Here is a 14,253-nt window from a genome sequence, read left to right as displayed (position 1 = left end):
TGCCTCGCGTCAGGTCTTGGTCGCGAGCGCGGCAGTGAGACGCGCGACGTCTTCGCGCAGCGCCGTCAGTTCGGTCAGCACGCTCATGTCGATCTTCTGATGCAGCGAGAGCACTTCGAGTTCGGCCTTGAGGTTGACTTCGTAATCCTTGGCGGCCTCGAAGCGGTCGCGCTCGGCCTGGCGGTTCTGCGACATCATGATGATGGGCGCCTGGATGGCGGCGAGCATTGACAGGATCAGGTTCAGGAAGACGAAGGGGTAGGGGTCGAAAGCGCCACTCGCCAAAACGATGGTGTTGATCACCGTCCAGACGACGAGGAAGGCCAGGAAGCCGAGGATGAATGACCATGAGCCGCCGACACGGGCGATGCTGTCGGCGACACGTTCTCCAAACGAGGCCTCGGCAGAAAAGGCGGCGTTGACGTCGGTCGAGATGATCTTGCGCTCGTGCGCTTTCGCCAGCACGCGCTTTTCGGTGTCGCCGAGTTCTTCGGCCGGTTTGTCGAAATGATGGTGCACGAAATTCGAGAGATTATTCATGGCCTGTTTCCGATGACCGTTATCGATGTTGCCGCTTTCGCGCGTCAGTATTCCGCTCCGCCGGTAAATTGCAATGCATCGGTGCCGTAAGCCTTCAGCGCGCCTGTTCACAAAAAATTCGTGAGCCCGATGCAACGCTTTGGCCGCGAACGTGTTGCGGTAACGGGAGCCGCAGGCTAAACAGATGACATGACACAGGAAAACGCTCTCTCCGATATCTTCCGCATCGCGATCGGCCAGCTCAATCCAACGGTCGGCGATGTCGCCGGCAATCTTGCCAAGGCACGTGAAGCGCGCGCCGAGGCAGCCCGAGAGGGCGCGCACCTACTCGCGTTGACCGAGCTTTTCATCTCCGGCTATCCGCCGGAGGACCTGGTGCTGAAGCCGGCCTTCATCCGCGCCTGCTGGAGCGCGGTGGAAAGCCTTGCGGCCGACACCGCCGATGGCGGGCCGGGCGTCATCATCGGATTCCCCAGGCAGGATGAGACGGGGCGCTATAATTCTGTTGCCGTGCTCGACGGCGGCAAGGTCGTCGCGGTGCGCGACAAGGTCGATCTGCCGAATTACGGCGAGTTCGACGAGAAGCGGGTCTTCGTGCAGGGGGCCATGCCGGGGCCGGTGAATTTCCGCGGCGTGCGGCTCGGCATTCCGATCTGTGAAGATATTTGGGGCGAACTCGGCGTTTGCGAGACGCTTGCCGAAAGCGGGGCGGAGATACTGCTGTCGCCCAATGGTTCTCCCTATTATCGAGGCAAGGTGGATATCCGGCATCAGGTGGTGCTGAAGCAGGTGCTGGAGACCGGCCTGCCGCTGATCTATGCCGCCCAGCTCGGAGGCCAGGACGAGCTCGTGTTCGATGGGGCGAGCTTCGCCTTCAACGCCGACAAATCGCTCGCCTTCCAGATGAGCCAGTTCGAGACGGCGCTTGCAGTGACGACCTGGAAACGTCGGGAAGCAGGTTGGCACTGCGCCGAAGGGCCGATGGCGCGTATCCCCGAAGGCGAGGAGGCCGATTACCGCGCCTGCCTGCTCGGCTTCCGCGACTACGTCAACAAGAACGGCTTCAAAACCGTCGTTCTCGGCCTTTCCGGCGGCATCGACTCGGCGATCTGCACAGCGATCGCGGTCGATGCTCTCGGAGAGGAGCGGGTGCGAACGGTCATGCTGCCCTATCGCTACACCTCGGAAGATTCACTGAAGGATGCAGCCGACTGCGCCAAGGCGCTCGGTTGCCGTTATGACATCGTACCGATCGAGCAGCCAGTAACCGGATTCAGCAGCGCGCTGTCCAACCTCTTCGAGGGTACAGAGAGTGGTATCACCGAGGAGAACTTGCAGAGCCGCGCGCGCGGCGTCATCCTGATGGCGATCTCCAACAAGTTCGGCGCGATGGTGGTGACGACGGGCAACAAATCGGAAATGTCGGTCGGCTACGCCACGCTCTATGGTGACATGAACGGTGGCTTCAATCCGATCAAGGACCTCTACAAGATGCAGGTCTATGCGCTGGCGCGCTGGCGCAACGAGAATGTGCCGCCGACTGCGCTGGGGCCGTCGGGCGAGGTAATCCCGCAGAATATCATCGACAAGGCGCCATCGGCCGAGCTGCGTCCCGATCAGAAGGACCAGGACTCGCTGCCTCCTTATCCCGTTCTCGACGATATTCTCGAGTGCCTGGTGGAGAAGGAGATGGCGGTTGAGGAGATCGTCGCGCGCGGCCATGACGTCGCGACCGTTCACCGGGTAGAGCACCTGCTCTATCTCGCCGAATACAAGCGCCGGCAATCGGCGCCGGGCGTGAAGATCACCAAGAAGAACTTCGGCCGCGACCGGCGCTATCCGATCACCAACCGATTCCGCGATCGCTGACGTAATCGACATATCGGGGAGGCAATATGCGAAGCTCGGTCGAGATCTACAATGTCAGGACGGGCAGGGCTCGCGAGGTCTGGCAGACGGACAGGCTGGTGGAAGCGCCGAACTTCTCGCCCGATGGTTCCTATCTCCTGCTCAACGGCGACGGGCTGCTCTTCCGGCTGCCGCTCAATGGCGGCGAGGTAGTCAAGGTCGATACCGGCTTTGCCGTCAACTGCAACAATGACCATGGTATCTCGCCTGATGGCACCGAGATCGTCATCTCCGACAAGACCGAATTCGGCAAGTCAGCGATCTATATCCTGCCGATCGAAGGCGGCACGCCGCGGCTCGTCACTCAAAACCAGCCATCCTACTGGCACGGCTGGTCGCCGGACGGGCGTCAGCTGGCCTATTGCGGCATTCGCGACGACCTCTTCGATATCTATACCATCTCCGTCGATGGCGGCGTCGAGACGCGGCTGACCCATGGCGAGGGCCGTAACGACGGGCCGGATTATTCCGCCGACGGGCAATGGATCTATTTCAACTCCAGCCGCACCGGGCTGATGCAGATCTGGCGCATCCACCCCGATGGCACGGGTCTCCAACAGGTGACTTCGGATGATCAAGGGAACTGGTTCGCCCATCCGTCACCCAGCAATGACAAGGTGCTGATCCTGTCCTACGACCCATCGGTTTTCGACCATCCGCGCGACCTCGACGTGCGGCTGCGGCTGATGGATATGGACGGCGGCAATCTGAAGACGCTGTTCGAGCTTTTCGGCGGGCAGGGCACGATCAACGTGCCCTGCTGGTCACCGGATGGTGATGAGTTTGCCTATGTCAGGTATTTTCCGGTGAGATCTTGAAAGCGGCGCACCGCCATTTGATGATGGGGCGGTGGGAATTTGATGATATCGAGAGACCGCCTACTGAGGATGAATCTGGAGGTATAGACTTGCTGGCTGTCTTGAGATGGGCGTGGACGCTGCGTGGTTTCACGATCGCCGGCTCCGTGGTGGGAATGGGTTTCACGCTCGCAGGATGTTCATATCTTTTTGTCCGCGGGGTCGAGGGAAGCTACCTCGCAACGGGTACTCCGGTGCTCGGAAAGGTGATCGCAAGTAACGAGAGTGAGCAGACGGGGGGAACGATTGAGATTGGCTCGGCCGAAAGGCAGCAATGCAAGGGTCGCTACAGCGTGTCGCAGGTGAAGACAAATTTCTGGAAGCTGGAGACCGGCGAGCGAACCTATCGCGGGAAGATCTACTGTCTGGATGGTCGAGCAGGGGCGTTTGAACTCATATCGAAGGATAAGGGGAAAACCGGCTCGATCACCGGCGAAATCAATGGCGAGGAATTTCAACTCGATATGTTCGAATCGAAGAGCCGTGAGTGCATGACGGACGAATGCAGATGGGGCTTGAAGTGGACTTACGAAAAAGAGCGCGACGATATGCGTACCTATTACAGGGTCGCGACTGAACACGAGCCCGATTCAACGGATCCATGGCTGCTCTATTAAATCTGCTCCTATTCCGCGTGCTGCTGATCAGGCCCGGACCCCACCCATGATGGCGGGCGGTGGGTTAGTAACCCACGTTGCTCGTGCCAGTTTCAAATCGGAACTTGGATCGATCAACTGGGCGTGAGTTATGAGCCGTATCCGGTAGGCGTAGCCGTGAGATAACGGGGTTGGCCCCACCGCCCTGTTAGGCGGTGGGTCTGCTCGCCGTGCTTGATGTTGTCTGTCAGGCTGCGACGGCTGCCTTGCGCCGCTCGCGGGCAGCTTTCGCCAGATCTTCCAGCACGCCAACAGACATATCCCAGTCGATGCAGCCATCGGTGATCGACTGGCCGTAGACCAGCGGCTTGCCGGGAACGAGATCCTGGCGGCCGGCGACAAGGTTGCTTTCTACCATCATGCCCTTGATATGATGGTTTCCGGCGGCGATCTGCGAGGCCACGGAATGGACGACGAGCGGCTGGTTCATCGGATCCTTGCCACTATTGGCATGGCTGGCGTCGATGAGGATGCGGGGGACGACGCCGAGTTTAAGGCATTCCGCTGTGACGGCTTCGACATCAGCCGCCTCGTAATTCGGCCGCTTGCCGCCGCGCAGAATGATGTGGCAGTCCTCATTGCCCTTTGTCGAAGCGATTGCCGCCTGTCCGTCCTTGGTGACGGCCGGGAAGTGATGCGGTTGTGAAGCGGCCAGGATCGCGTCGAGCGCGACGCGTGCGCCGCCGTCGGTGCCGTTCTTGAAGCCGATCGGACAGGAGAGGCCGGAGGCGAGCTGGCGGTGGATCTGGCTCTCGGTCGTGCGCGCGCCAATCGCGCCCCAGCTGACGAGGTCGGCAATGTATTGCGGCGTGATCGTCTCAAGGAATTCGACGCCGGCGGGAAGGCCCATCGCGTTGGTGTCGAGCAGCAGGCGTCTCGCTATTCTCAGCCCTTCCTCGATACGGTAGCTGCCGTCGAGATGCGGGTCGTTCATCAAGCCTTTCCAGCCCACGGTGGTGCGGGGCTTTTCGAAATAGACGCGCATGACGATTTCCAGATCACTGGAGAAGCGCTGTCGCTGCTCGGCCAGCCGCGAGGCATATTCGAGCGCGGCAACCGGATCGTGGATGGAGCAGGGGCCGATGACGACGATCAGGCGGTCGTCTTCAGCCTTGAGGATCTGGTGGATGGCACTGCGGTTGCTGGTCACCGTCTCGCTGACTGAAGCGGTTCGGGGAATTTCCGCGATGATATCGGCGGGTTTGGTCAGTGGGGTGATCTCGAGGATACGCAGATCATCGATGGTATCGGACACGGCATGGCTCCTGTTTGGTCATACCGTGCGGAACAAAAAAGCCGCCAGGTAGACTAGCGGCTGTTCGGGTGGTCGTCGCGTCGAATTCAGTTACGCACGGACCCGCATCCGCTGAGAGCAGCGGTACGAATAAAATCGCGAGGCGTAGATTGAAGTCGTGGACATGGCGCGTATGTAGCGTCGCCGCCGTCCATTGTCACGCAAAATTTGCAAGCTGAAATCACCGTTCAAGGGAGCGGCTTCCTGGTTCGGGAGGCAAAGCCTATGGCCCGGAAGCGTCCACTTCCGGGCCATATGGTCTATAATTCGCGCGAAAAATGCGCATGCCGCAATCAGAGGGCGTCGACGTTCACGCCGACGGTGACCGCGCCGATCGGCGTTCCCGCTTCGTCCGAGATCGTGATGCTTGCCTGCGACTGCAGTGTCTGGGTCGATTCGTCCTTTTCGATCTCGTCGACAAAGACGGCATCCTTGCCGGCGCCGAAGGACTTCTGGAATTTCGCCTCGTCGCCCTGCCAGTAGTCGGAGGTGACGTCGCTTTGACCGACATTCAGCCCTTTTGCGTCCATGACAAAGATCTCGGTAATCTTGCCGCCAGACGCTTCTTTCTTCGCCTGAAGGAATTTCGACAGCTGATTGCCAAGCACGCCATCGATCATGGAATGGTCGGAACCGTCGACCTCGCCACGCCATTTCTTGTCGAGAGCGTCGATGTCGGCTTCGCTCAGCTTGGCGTTCGCAGTGTCCTGCGCCTTGATGGCCTCGATGATGGCGGGATCGTTCAGCCAGGGCTTCACGTCGCTCTTCACGTAGTCGGCGATAGGGGCAAGCTTGGCATCCTCAGCCATCGATACGCTCATGGGCGCGACGATAGCGGCAGAGGTGAAAAGCAATGCGGTCACAACTCTCTTCATAACTGTTCCCTTCCTGTGATCAGTTGCTGAAAAATAAAGTCTCGTCGGGGGGGCGGCGTCAGAACTCCTCCCAGGCACCGGGAGAAGCGGCAACGGCTGCATTTCCTGCAAGCCGCGGCACGACGGTTCTGGTTTCCGGACGAGATTGACTGGCGCTCGGCTGGACCGGCCTCGGCTGACTCGCCAAGGATGCGCCGACGAGGAACCGGCCGGCCGAATCCTGCAGCCGGCGTCCCTGCGACAGCAGCTCTTGGCAGGCCGCGTTCGTTTCTTCGACCATGGCCGCGTTCTGCTGCGTCGCATGATCCATCTGGTTGATCGCGCCGTTGATTTCCTGCAGACCGGTCGCCTGCTCGCGATAGGACTGAACGAGGGTAGCGATGCTGTCGCTGATGCGGTTGATCTGCTCCTCGATCTTCAGGAGAGCGTCGCCAGTCTCGTTCACCAGCCCGACGCCGGCAGCAACCTCTTGGCCGGAAACGTTGATCAGGTTCTTGATTTCCTTTGCCGCATTTGCCGAGCGCTGGGCGAGTTCACGAACCTCCTGTGCGACAACCGCAAATCCCTTGCCGGCCTCGCCGGCACGTGCGGCCTCGACGCCGGCATTCAGCGCCAGCAGATTCGTCTGGAATGCGATTTCGTCGATGACGCCGATGATGCGGCCGATCTGACTGGAGGAGGTTTGGATCCGGTCCATCGCGCCGATCGCGTCGCGCACCACCGTCGCCGAGACGTGAGCACCTCGCTTGGTTTCCTCGACCAATTGTCCGGCATTTTCAGCCCGCTGCGACGATGTTTTGACCGTCGTCGTCACTTCATCTAGTGCCGCAGCGGTCTGTTCCAGTGCTGCCGCCTGCTGTTCGGTCCGTTTGGCCAGCTGATCTGCGGAGGAAGCCAGCTCGCTCGATCCGCCCTCAACCGCGACGGAAGCGATCTTTATCTCTGTCAGCGCGGCTGCGACGGCCTGGACCATGTTGTTGAAGTCCTGCCGCAATTTATCGAATTCAGGGCCGAGATCGGCAAGCTGGATCGAGAAGTCGCCGGCGGCCAGTCTTTCCAATGCGTTCGCAAGAGTGGTCATCACCAGCCGTTGCCTGTTGCCGGATTCTTCCGTCAGCAATGCGTTGCGGGCCCGTTCGGCGTCGAACGAGGCGGTCTGCTCGGCAGTGACTTGCTCTCTTTCGACCTTTGCGATCGCCTCGTGACGGAAGACCTCCAGCGCACGGGCGAGGAAGCCGATTTCGTCGCCATTCTCCTTGTAGGCGACGGAGGAGGCGAGGTCGCCATTCTGCAGCGCGCCAATTCGTTTGCTGAGGATCCTGAGCGGCCTGCCAACGAGGCTGCGCATGGCGAGGAGGAAAGCGATGACGGCGAGAACGGTGATGGCGGACTGCGTGAGCAGCGAAACGAGGACCTTCTGGCGGACTTCGGACGTGATTTTTTCGACAGACCAGTTCGTGACGATGTAGCCGGTTGTCTTGCCCGACTTGTCCAGCGGCAGCGGCGCGATAATCGTGACCAAACCGGCGGACATTCCGCTGTCATCGATCGTCGTTTTGTCGGGTTTTGCGCTGAGGCGGGTCGCCAGGTCGGCCGGCGTTGGCAAACCGGAAACGCCGTCGCGGGTCCAGCTGTCGACGGCAGCGAGCTCTGCGTTGAATGCGGCAAATTGCACAAGATCGAGCGAGGGATCGTCACGATACAGCGAATAAGCCTCGCGAACGGCGTTCGCCTTGCCCCATTTGACGCCGCCGGCGGCCAGAGATGCAAACTGCTTCGCATCCTTGGACCAATTTGCGTGGGCGCCATCAACCAGCGCCCGGGTTTCATACATCCATGTATAGGTGGCCAAGGCGGAAATGCCGCAGAGATTGACGGCAACGATAATCGCCGCCAGCTTGGCTGTCAGGGGCATCGTTTTCAAGAATTGGAACATCCGTGGAGCCTGGAATTGCGGCTCGGTCGACCATCTTCGCGACCGGCATATCAGCACGGCATCGACGCTGACGGTCACATCACGAGCGCTCATGCCCATGTCGGAGTTTGCGACCCAAAACGCGCAAAGGCAGTGTGGATTTGATGTGTGAATAAATCATAAAGTAGAGGAGGATGGGCGGGCACACAGAGGCTGTTTCCTCCTGCGACCAAAAGATCGCCGAGGAGGGGGTTGTCTGCCCGGTGATCCGCCCCTCGATCAGCCATATGCAGCCTGGTTTCAGGTTCGGTCTGCGTGCACTTGCCGCCGCGTCGTTTTCCTGAAATAGATGCGCCGTCAGGTGCCCGCCGTCCAGGCGGGAGAATCGGGAATCCGGTGCAAGGCCGGAACGTGCCCAACGCTGTAAGGCCGACGTCTGCCGCTTCATCGCGCCACTGGCTTTTGCCGGGAAGGCTGCGGCAGATGGATGAAGCCAAGTCAGAAGACCGGCCTGGCGAGATAGACCCAACCCGCGCGGACGGCGGGCGGTTGCGTTGTTGGGGATTTGACGATGCGACCCTTTGATGCGGATGCCCTTTCGGCGGCGTCCGGTTTTTCGCTGGCCGAGCGCGAAGCCGTGTATCACGCGATCATGACGCGGCGTGACGTGCGCAGCCAGTTCCTGCCCGATCCGTTGCCCGACGACGTCGTGGCGCGGCTCCTGACAGCCGCCCATCATGCGCCGTCGGTCGGCTTCATGCAGCCATGGAATTTCATTCTGGTGAATAGTCCAGCTGTCCGTGCGCGCGTGCGCGACGCCTTTGCCAAGGCCAACGAAGAGGCGGCGTCGATGTTCGAAGGCGAGCGGCGGCAGGCCTATCGGTCCCTCAAGCTCGAAGGCATCGTGGAGGCGCCGCTCGGCATATGCGTGACCTGCGATCCCACTCGCGGCGGCAGCGTGGTGCTGGGACGGACGCACAATCCGCGGATGGATTCCTATTCGACCGTTTGCGCCATCCAGAACCTCTGGCTTGCGGCCCGCGCCGAAGGGGTCGGCATCGGCTGGGTCAGCATCTTTCGTGAAGGCGACCTGAAATCAATTCTCGGCATACCCGAGCATATCGAGGTGGTCGCTTGGCTCTGCGCCGGCTTTGTCGATCGGCTTTATGATGAACCGGAACTCTCGGTCAAAGGCTGGCGGCAGCGGCTGCCGCTCGAGGAACTGGTTTTCCACGACGGATGGGGACGCAACGACCCTTAGCAATTACTGCTGTTGTGGTTGCGGGCCCGGCGTCGCCGGATTGGCAAGGTCGATCGAGCCCTGGTCGCCAGCAAGGAATTGCGGGCCGACCTGACGGACCTTGTTCTGCGTGGGGTCGTAGGGACGCTCGGGAACGGATGGCTGCGGCGGGACTGCTGCTGCCGCAGTATCTTTCGCCGGCGGATTGGTGCGGACCGTCGTGATCGAGCCCTGTTGCGGCGGTTCGCTCAGGGTCTGCTTGCCGCGCATCTCCTCGTAATAGGCGGTCAGATTGCAGGCGCAGGTATTTTTCTCGCCGGGAGCGCGGTTCTTGTAGGCAAAGGCGTTCTTCATGGCGCTATAGGGCGCGCCTGTTGCGACCGAGATCATGTTCGAGGCTTCGGTGCTGGTCACGTCGCGATAGAAGAGCTCGGTCTCGATGCCGGGGCACATCTTGGCGCAGGTCTGCGCATCGCGGCCGAAATCGACCGAGGTGGTGTTCGAGCTGATCGGGAAGAAGCCGCCGTCGCAGCTGCGAACGCAAATGGTGCTGACCGGCGAAAACATTTCGGCCCTCGGCAGGCCGTAAAATGGATCGGCCTCTTCACCGCCGCCAAGCGGGATGAAGGTGTCGGTGCGCATCGCCTGTTCCTCGACGCTTGGGGCAGGATCGCTGGCGCTGCGCTCGGTCGGGGCATAGAAATTGTCGCTGCTGCAGCCATTGCGTTCGAGGGCCGCCGTCAATTCCCGGCGCGCGTCGTCATCGCCGGCCTGGCTGCGCAACTCGTCGCGCTGATCCTGGAGATAACGGATATTGTCGACCATCCGGGCTTCGGCATCAGAAAGCTCGGCGCAAAAATCGGCATTCTCGCCGCCGATCACCACCATGCTACCCGAGGTGCAGCCATAGCTGCGCAGATCGTTGCGGACCTTGCGCAGCTCGAGGTTCTGCTCGGCGATTGCGCTGGCATATTGGCGCGCTTCCTGCCCGTTATTGTTGCCGATCGATCGTGGTAGGTCGGCCAGGCGACCACGCAGGTCGTTGCAGACGGCGCTGCTCTGTGCGGCAGCCGGCGATGCCAGCGCAAGCACAAGAGCAAGAGACAGGTTTCGGCGTTTCACGGCATCGTCCGGAAGTGAGAAAGTGTCGATCGGTCAAAGGTGGCGTCCATTCGCCGTACCTTGTCTCTTAAGGTATTTCTCTTAATAAGCTTGGATCAATTCCTAGCGCATTTTCGGGATTTTATCCAGAAGATGCGGGCAACAGCGTTGCCCCGGCGACGGACACTGCAGCCGTTAACAGCAGTTCCCTTCTTCATCCGAATTGTTATTCTCCCAGCTCGCTCCTGCTGGGGATTGGTTTTCACTGGGGATAAAGCAAATGCGCTACATGCTGATGCTGCATGCGGACGAAGCTGCCGGGAAGTCCATAGCGCCCGAGGACATGGCGCGCTTCATGGGCCAGATGTATGCCTATCAGCAAGCGCTGGAGAAAGCGGCAGCATTCGTCTCCAGCAATGCCCTGGTCGGTTCCTCTGAGGCGAGTGTCGTTCGCGTTCAAGGGAATGACGTCAGTGTTCTGGACGGCCCTTATGCGGATGTTCGCGAACAGTTCGGTGGGTACTTTATCATAGACGTTGCCGATATGGACGAAGCCAACAAATGGGCGGCGCGCTGCCCTGCTGCGTCCTGGGGAACGGTTGAGGTTCGTCGCATCAGGGATGCGTCGGAACATGCAGGATGACGGTTTCGGGTTCCACCGTTGCCCGAGGTGTAGCAGAGCGAGTGGCGCGCGAGAGCTATGGTCGCCTCGTCGCCTATCTTGGCGCGCGCTTGGGTGATATCGCGTCCGCCGAGGATGCGCTCGCGACTGCTTTCCTCACGGCTCTCGAAAAATGGCCTGTCGATGGCGTGCCCGATAACCCCGATGCCTGGCTGTTGACGATCGCGCGCAGGCGCAAGCTCGACGACTGGCGCAAGGACAAAGTGAAGGCGAAGAGCGCCGATCGTCTTACCCTCATCGCCGAGGAACTCTCGGCAGCGGCGGAAATGGATGAGGAAATTGCGGACAGGCGACTGGCGCTCATGTTTGCCTGCGCACATCCTGGCATCGATGCCTCCGCGCGAACGCCGCTGATCCTCCAGACCGTGCTGGGCCTGACCGCTGCAGACATCGCCGCGCGGTTTCTCGTCTCTCCGAGGGCCATGGGCCAGAGGCTCGTAAGAGCCAAGGCGAGGATCAGGGATGGGAAAATTCCGTTCCTCGTGCCGGAAAAGGAGGAACTATCGCACCGGCTGCCGCCGATACTCGCCTCCATCTACGCCGCCTATACCAGCGGGTGGATGGACATCGACAGGGCGGAAGCGCTTGGACAAGAGGCAATCTGGCTTGCAAGCGTGGTTGTATCCCTGCTTCCGCATGAGCCGGAGCCGAAAGGTCTTCTTGCGCTGATGCTTTATACGGAGGCGCGGCGATCATCCCGCAGGGCCCCCGACGGTGCATTCGTACCGCTGGACAGCCAGGATGTCGGACTTTGGGATCACGATCAATTGCGCCTCGCCGAGGGTCTCCTGCGAGACGCCAACGCAAAGGGTCCGACTGGCCGCTACCAGATAGAGGCGGCCATCCAATCTGCCCATGTCGCGCGCCGTTTGAGCGGCATCTCAAACTGGCAGGACGTCGTTTCCCTCTATGACGTGCTGGGCAGGATTGCTCCGTCGCCCGTCGTGACGCTCAATCGGTCCGTGGCTCTCGTGCGGATAGGGCAGGCAGACGCGGCTCTTGGTGACATACATGCGCTTGCCGGCGATCCGCGAATGGCCGAGTACCTGCCGTACTGGACGGCCCGCGCGCAGATTTGCGCCGAGCTAGGCAGGCATGTCGAGGCGGCGGAAGCTTTCACCGTCGCTATCGGATTGTGTTGGTCGGAGGCAGAACGGCGCCACCTCGAAGAACAGCGCTCAAAAGTTTTGTGATGACCGCAAGCTTTTTTGCGCGGCCTGTCGAAATCGAGAACTCCTGCACGACATCCGTTTGTCCAACAAGGAGTACAACATGACCACCACTTCAATAACTGTCCAGAGCATCTTCGCCTCCGCCACCGTTTCCAACTTTGACGAGGCGCTCATCTGGTATGAAAAGCTCATGGGACGCCCCGCAGATAGCAAACCGATAGCGGGCATGGCTCAGTGGCGTAACATGGGCGGGGCCGGCCTGCAGGTCTGGAAGGATGACAAACGCGCCGGCAACGGGATCATAACGATCGTCGTCCGCGAGCTCGAGGTTGAGCTCGAAAGGCTTTCGCGTCAGGGCTTGCAACTCGCCAACAAAATCGAAGGCGACTTTGGGCTCGTGGCTCAGATATTCGACGGTGAGGGCAACCGGATCAACCTGGCCGAGCCTCCCAAGCCCCCTGCGAAGAACTGACTTCGCCGTCTCCAGACCATTGAGCCCTTTGGCCCAGAGCAATGCCTGCTTTGGGCCAAGACCGGTGATGACTGAATGGCGCCAGAAGCGGCTGCCAGACCATCAAACACCCTTGGAGCGGGCTATTTCGGCACGCATCCAGCTTGAGTCTCCCCATGTCGAGAGCCAGATCATCAGGTCCGTGAGCGCGGCGATGACTGGCAGAAGCAGGGCGTGGCCGATGCCGCGTTTCGTCTGGTTCCTCTCAGCCTCCCTGAGATGCGCCAACTCCTCTTCTTGGATCGAAGCGATGAGGCCGTGAAGCTGTGGATCGCGGCTCTTGAGGAAGATCAATTGATCTTCGAGATGGCGGTGAACTGTGCTTTCAACCGCCTCGGTGCAGACCCAGACCATGTTACGCCCGCCGAGGGCCGTCAGGAAACCGAGCAGATAACCGCCGAGGCTCCAGAATGCCGTGACGCGACATGGCTTGGCATTCCTGGATGGCATCGCGTCGCGAAACAGGCGGCAATGCTCGATCTCGTCGTCCCGCATTTCGCGAAGTGCGGGCCCGATCTCAGGAAACAGCCGACGGGCCATCCAGATCTGTGCCCCGTAGATGCGAATTGCGCCGAATTCGCCGGCGTGATTGACCTTGAGAATACGGCGAACGGTTACGGCATGATCCCGCTTGCCGGCCCTGCTCAACGGATTGTCCATGGCGCTGCCCCTCACAGTTTCCCATCGGCAGTAGGCGCTGTCGGCCCCACGGTCGTCAATAGTTGACACAAGGGAACGTTCAATTCCAATGTCGGCTTCGGGTGGCCGTCGCAAATCGCGCCGGTCCGGGCGGGGCGCAGCGAAGGCGAAAATGGCGGGCATTTCCAATGAGCTAGGCTCCCCCACAACGACGGCCGGACTACCGAATAGCCACGGTCTCCACGTCTTTGTGGACGGTTGTTATGACCCCGGTTCCGGGCACGGAGGCTGGGCCTTCGTCGCCTATCGCGAGGTTGCGGAAATCGCGTCCAGCTTCGGCGGTATGCGTGATTCCGCCAATAATTCGATGGAATTGACCGCCGTCTTGAAGGCAATCATGTGGATCAATAGCGAAGCAACGGGCGAAGCAGCGACCATCTGGTCGGATTCGATCTATGCCGTCAAAGGCTGCAACGACAGGCGGCACATTTGGAAGAATAACGGCTGGAAGAAAAGCAGTCCGAATGGGAACGCCCGAAGCCGGACGATCGCTAATGCGGAACTCTGGAAAGCGGTCGATCTTCAATTCTCCCAGAACGCCCTGGTGACCATTGCCTGGTGCAAGGGCCATTCCGGCATAGCCGGCAACGAACGCGCGGATGAGCTTGCGGATGGAGGGCGGCTGTCGGTACGAGGTGCATGATATGGGGATATCAACTGGCTGCGGATGGTTGAGATGGCACGGCGCCAAAACTCCAGGCGGTTCCATTGCATAAAAGCCACGAGGTCATGCCGGAGGTGGCGAAAAATGCACCCTCCAGCGATTTCCGGTTATCCCAAGTTCCAGCAACAGCTGCCGCGTC

The 14,253-nt window shown here is 60.5% G+C and carries 14 protein-coding genes and 1 riboswitch; of the genes, 8 read left to right on the top strand and 6 right to left on the bottom strand.

Going from position 1 to position 14,253, the window contains the following annotated elements; translation table 11 throughout:
* Positions 1–9: 9 nt before the first annotated feature.
* Entirely contained in the window at positions 10–540 is a 531-nt protein-coding gene (locus NL154_RS10955) for a DUF1003 domain-containing protein (RefSeq protein ID WP_221164513.1), read from the bottom strand.
* A 189-nt stretch (positions 541–729) separates the two neighbouring features.
* On the opposite strand from NL154_RS10955, the gene NL154_RS10950 reads away from it, so the two are divergent.
* The 3 genes from NL154_RS10950 (at position 730) to NL154_RS10940 (ending at position 3,922) form a co-directional block, all read left to right on the top strand.
* Complete coding sequence (locus NL154_RS10950) at positions 730–2,409, top strand: NAD+ synthase (protein ID WP_434734038.1); 1,680 nt, start codon at positions 730–732, stop codon at positions 2,407–2,409.
* Between the two features lie 26 nt (positions 2,410–2,435).
* The gene (locus NL154_RS10945; protein ID WP_434734037.1) at positions 2,436–3,266 is read left to right on the top strand and encodes a TolB family protein; all 831 of its coding nucleotides are present in this window, start codon (positions 2,436–2,438) and stop codon (positions 3,264–3,266) included.
* An 89-nt stretch (positions 3,267–3,355) separates the two neighbouring features.
* Positions 3,356–3,922, top strand: coding sequence for a hypothetical protein (locus tag NL154_RS10940; RefSeq protein WP_221147638.1), 567 nt, complete (start codon positions 3,356–3,358; stop codon positions 3,920–3,922).
* 226 nt (positions 3,923–4,148) lie between these two features.
* Here NL154_RS10940 and NL154_RS10935 read toward each other — a convergent pair whose 3' ends face one another.
* The 3 genes from NL154_RS10935 to NL154_RS10925 form a co-directional block, all read right to left on the bottom strand.
* Positions 4,149–5,216 (bottom strand): 3-deoxy-7-phosphoheptulonate synthase, encoded by a 1,068-nt coding sequence (locus NL154_RS10935; protein WP_434734036.1) that lies wholly within the window; start codon positions 5,214–5,216, stop codon positions 4,149–4,151.
* Positions 5,217–5,548: 332 nt separating this feature from the next.
* Entirely contained in the window at positions 5,549–6,130 is a 582-nt protein-coding gene (locus tag NL154_RS10930; RefSeq protein ID WP_210631087.1) for a hypothetical protein, read from the bottom strand.
* Positions 6,131–6,188: 58 nt separating this feature from the next.
* Positions 6,189–8,066: a methyl-accepting chemotaxis protein gene (locus tag NL154_RS10925; RefSeq protein ID WP_434734084.1), complete on the bottom strand. Its 1,878-nt coding sequence runs from the start codon at positions 8,064–8,066 to the stop codon at positions 6,189–6,191.
* Positions 8,067–8,387: 321 nt separating this feature from the next.
* Positions 8,388–8,574: riboswitch (cobalamin riboswitch) on the top strand.
* Between the two features lie 42 nt (positions 8,575–8,616).
* On the opposite strand from NL154_RS10925, the gene bluB reads away from it, so the two are divergent.
* Positions 8,617–9,306 (top strand): 5,6-dimethylbenzimidazole synthase, encoded by a 690-nt coding sequence (gene bluB / locus NL154_RS10920; protein WP_221155811.1) that lies wholly within the window; start codon positions 8,617–8,619, stop codon positions 9,304–9,306.
* A gap of 3 nt (positions 9,307–9,309) precedes the next feature.
* On the opposite strand, the gene NL154_RS10915 is transcribed toward bluB, so the two are convergent.
* Positions 9,310–10,407: a DUF2865 domain-containing protein gene (locus NL154_RS10915; RefSeq protein WP_221147605.1), complete on the bottom strand. Its 1,098-nt coding sequence runs from the start codon at positions 10,405–10,407 to the stop codon at positions 9,310–9,312.
* 259 nt (positions 10,408–10,666) lie between these two features.
* Between NL154_RS10915 and NL154_RS10910 the strand changes: the two genes are divergently transcribed.
* The 3 genes from NL154_RS10910 (at position 10,667) to NL154_RS10900 (ending at position 12,712) form a co-directional block, all read left to right on the top strand.
* Entirely contained in the window at positions 10,667–11,029 is a 363-nt protein-coding gene (locus NL154_RS10910) for a YciI family protein (protein WP_210631090.1), read from the top strand.
* On the top strand, positions 11,026–12,261 hold the full coding sequence (locus NL154_RS10905) for an RNA polymerase sigma factor (RefSeq protein ID WP_434734035.1): 1,236 nt from the start codon (positions 11,026–11,028) through the stop codon (positions 12,259–12,261). The genes NL154_RS10910 and NL154_RS10905 overlap by 4 nt, the downstream gene beginning before the upstream one ends.
* 79 nt (positions 12,262–12,340) lie before the next feature.
* Positions 12,341–12,712 (top strand): VOC family protein, encoded by a 372-nt coding sequence (locus tag NL154_RS10900; protein WP_210631092.1) that lies wholly within the window; start codon positions 12,341–12,343, stop codon positions 12,710–12,712.
* A 102-nt stretch (positions 12,713–12,814) separates the two neighbouring features.
* Here NL154_RS10900 and NL154_RS10895 read toward each other — a convergent pair whose 3' ends face one another.
* Entirely contained in the window at positions 12,815–13,411 is a 597-nt protein-coding gene (locus tag NL154_RS10895; RefSeq protein ID WP_434734034.1) for a demethoxyubiquinone hydroxylase family protein, read from the bottom strand.
* Between the two features lie 151 nt (positions 13,412–13,562).
* On the opposite strand from NL154_RS10895, the gene NL154_RS10890 reads away from it, so the two are divergent.
* Positions 13,563–14,093 carry a ribonuclease H family protein gene (locus NL154_RS10890; protein ID WP_434734033.1) on the top strand — a complete coding sequence of 177 codons (531 nt, stop codon included), beginning with the start codon at positions 13,563–13,565 and terminating at the stop codon, positions 14,091–14,093.
* Positions 14,094–14,253 lie beyond the last annotated feature (160 nt).

Origin of the sequence: Rhizobium sp. YTUHZ044 (assembly GCF_051123975.1) — a bacterium.
Taxonomy (GTDB): domain Bacteria; phylum Pseudomonadota; class Alphaproteobacteria; order Rhizobiales; family Rhizobiaceae; genus Rhizobium.
This window is presented reverse-complemented; position numbering and strand designations above follow the sequence as displayed.

What these genes read in the sequence shown, in the direction of transcription:
- NL154_RS10925 (WP_434734084.1), bottom strand. Translation starts at nt 8,066, where the DNA reads ATGTTCCAATTCTTGAAAACGATGCCCCTGACAGCCAAGCTGGCGGCG.
- NL154_RS10900 (WP_210631092.1), top strand. Translation starts at nt 12,341, where the DNA reads ATGACCACCACTTCAATAACTGTCCAGAGCATCTTCGCCTCCGCCACC.
- NL154_RS10955 (WP_221164513.1), bottom strand. Translation starts at nt 540, where the DNA reads ATGAATAATCTCTCGAATTTCGTGCACCATCATTTCGACAAACCGGCC.
- NL154_RS10930 (WP_210631087.1), bottom strand. Translation starts at nt 6,130, where the DNA reads ATGAAGAGAGTTGTGACCGCATTGCTTTTCACCTCTGCCGCTATCGTC.
- bluB (WP_221155811.1), top strand. Translation starts at nt 8,617, where the DNA reads ATGCGACCCTTTGATGCGGATGCCCTTTCGGCGGCGTCCGGTTTTTCG.
- NL154_RS10910 (WP_210631090.1), top strand. Translation starts at nt 10,667, where the DNA reads ATGCGCTACATGCTGATGCTGCATGCGGACGAAGCTGCCGGGAAGTCC.
- NL154_RS10905 (WP_434734035.1), top strand. Translation starts at nt 11,026, where the DNA reads ATGACGGTTTCGGGTTCCACCGTTGCCCGAGGTGTAGCAGAGCGAGTG.
- NL154_RS10945 (WP_434734037.1), top strand. Translation starts at nt 2,436, where the DNA reads ATGCGAAGCTCGGTCGAGATCTACAATGTCAGGACGGGCAGGGCTCGC.
- NL154_RS10890 (WP_434734033.1), top strand. Translation starts at nt 13,563, where the DNA reads ATGGCGGGCATTTCCAATGAGCTAGGCTCCCCCACAACGACGGCCGGA.
- NL154_RS10950 (WP_434734038.1), top strand. Translation starts at nt 730, where the DNA reads ATGACACAGGAAAACGCTCTCTCCGATATCTTCCGCATCGCGATCGGC.
- NL154_RS10895 (WP_434734034.1), bottom strand. Translation starts at nt 13,411, where the DNA reads ATGGACAATCCGTTGAGCAGGGCCGGCAAGCGGGATCATGCCGTAACC.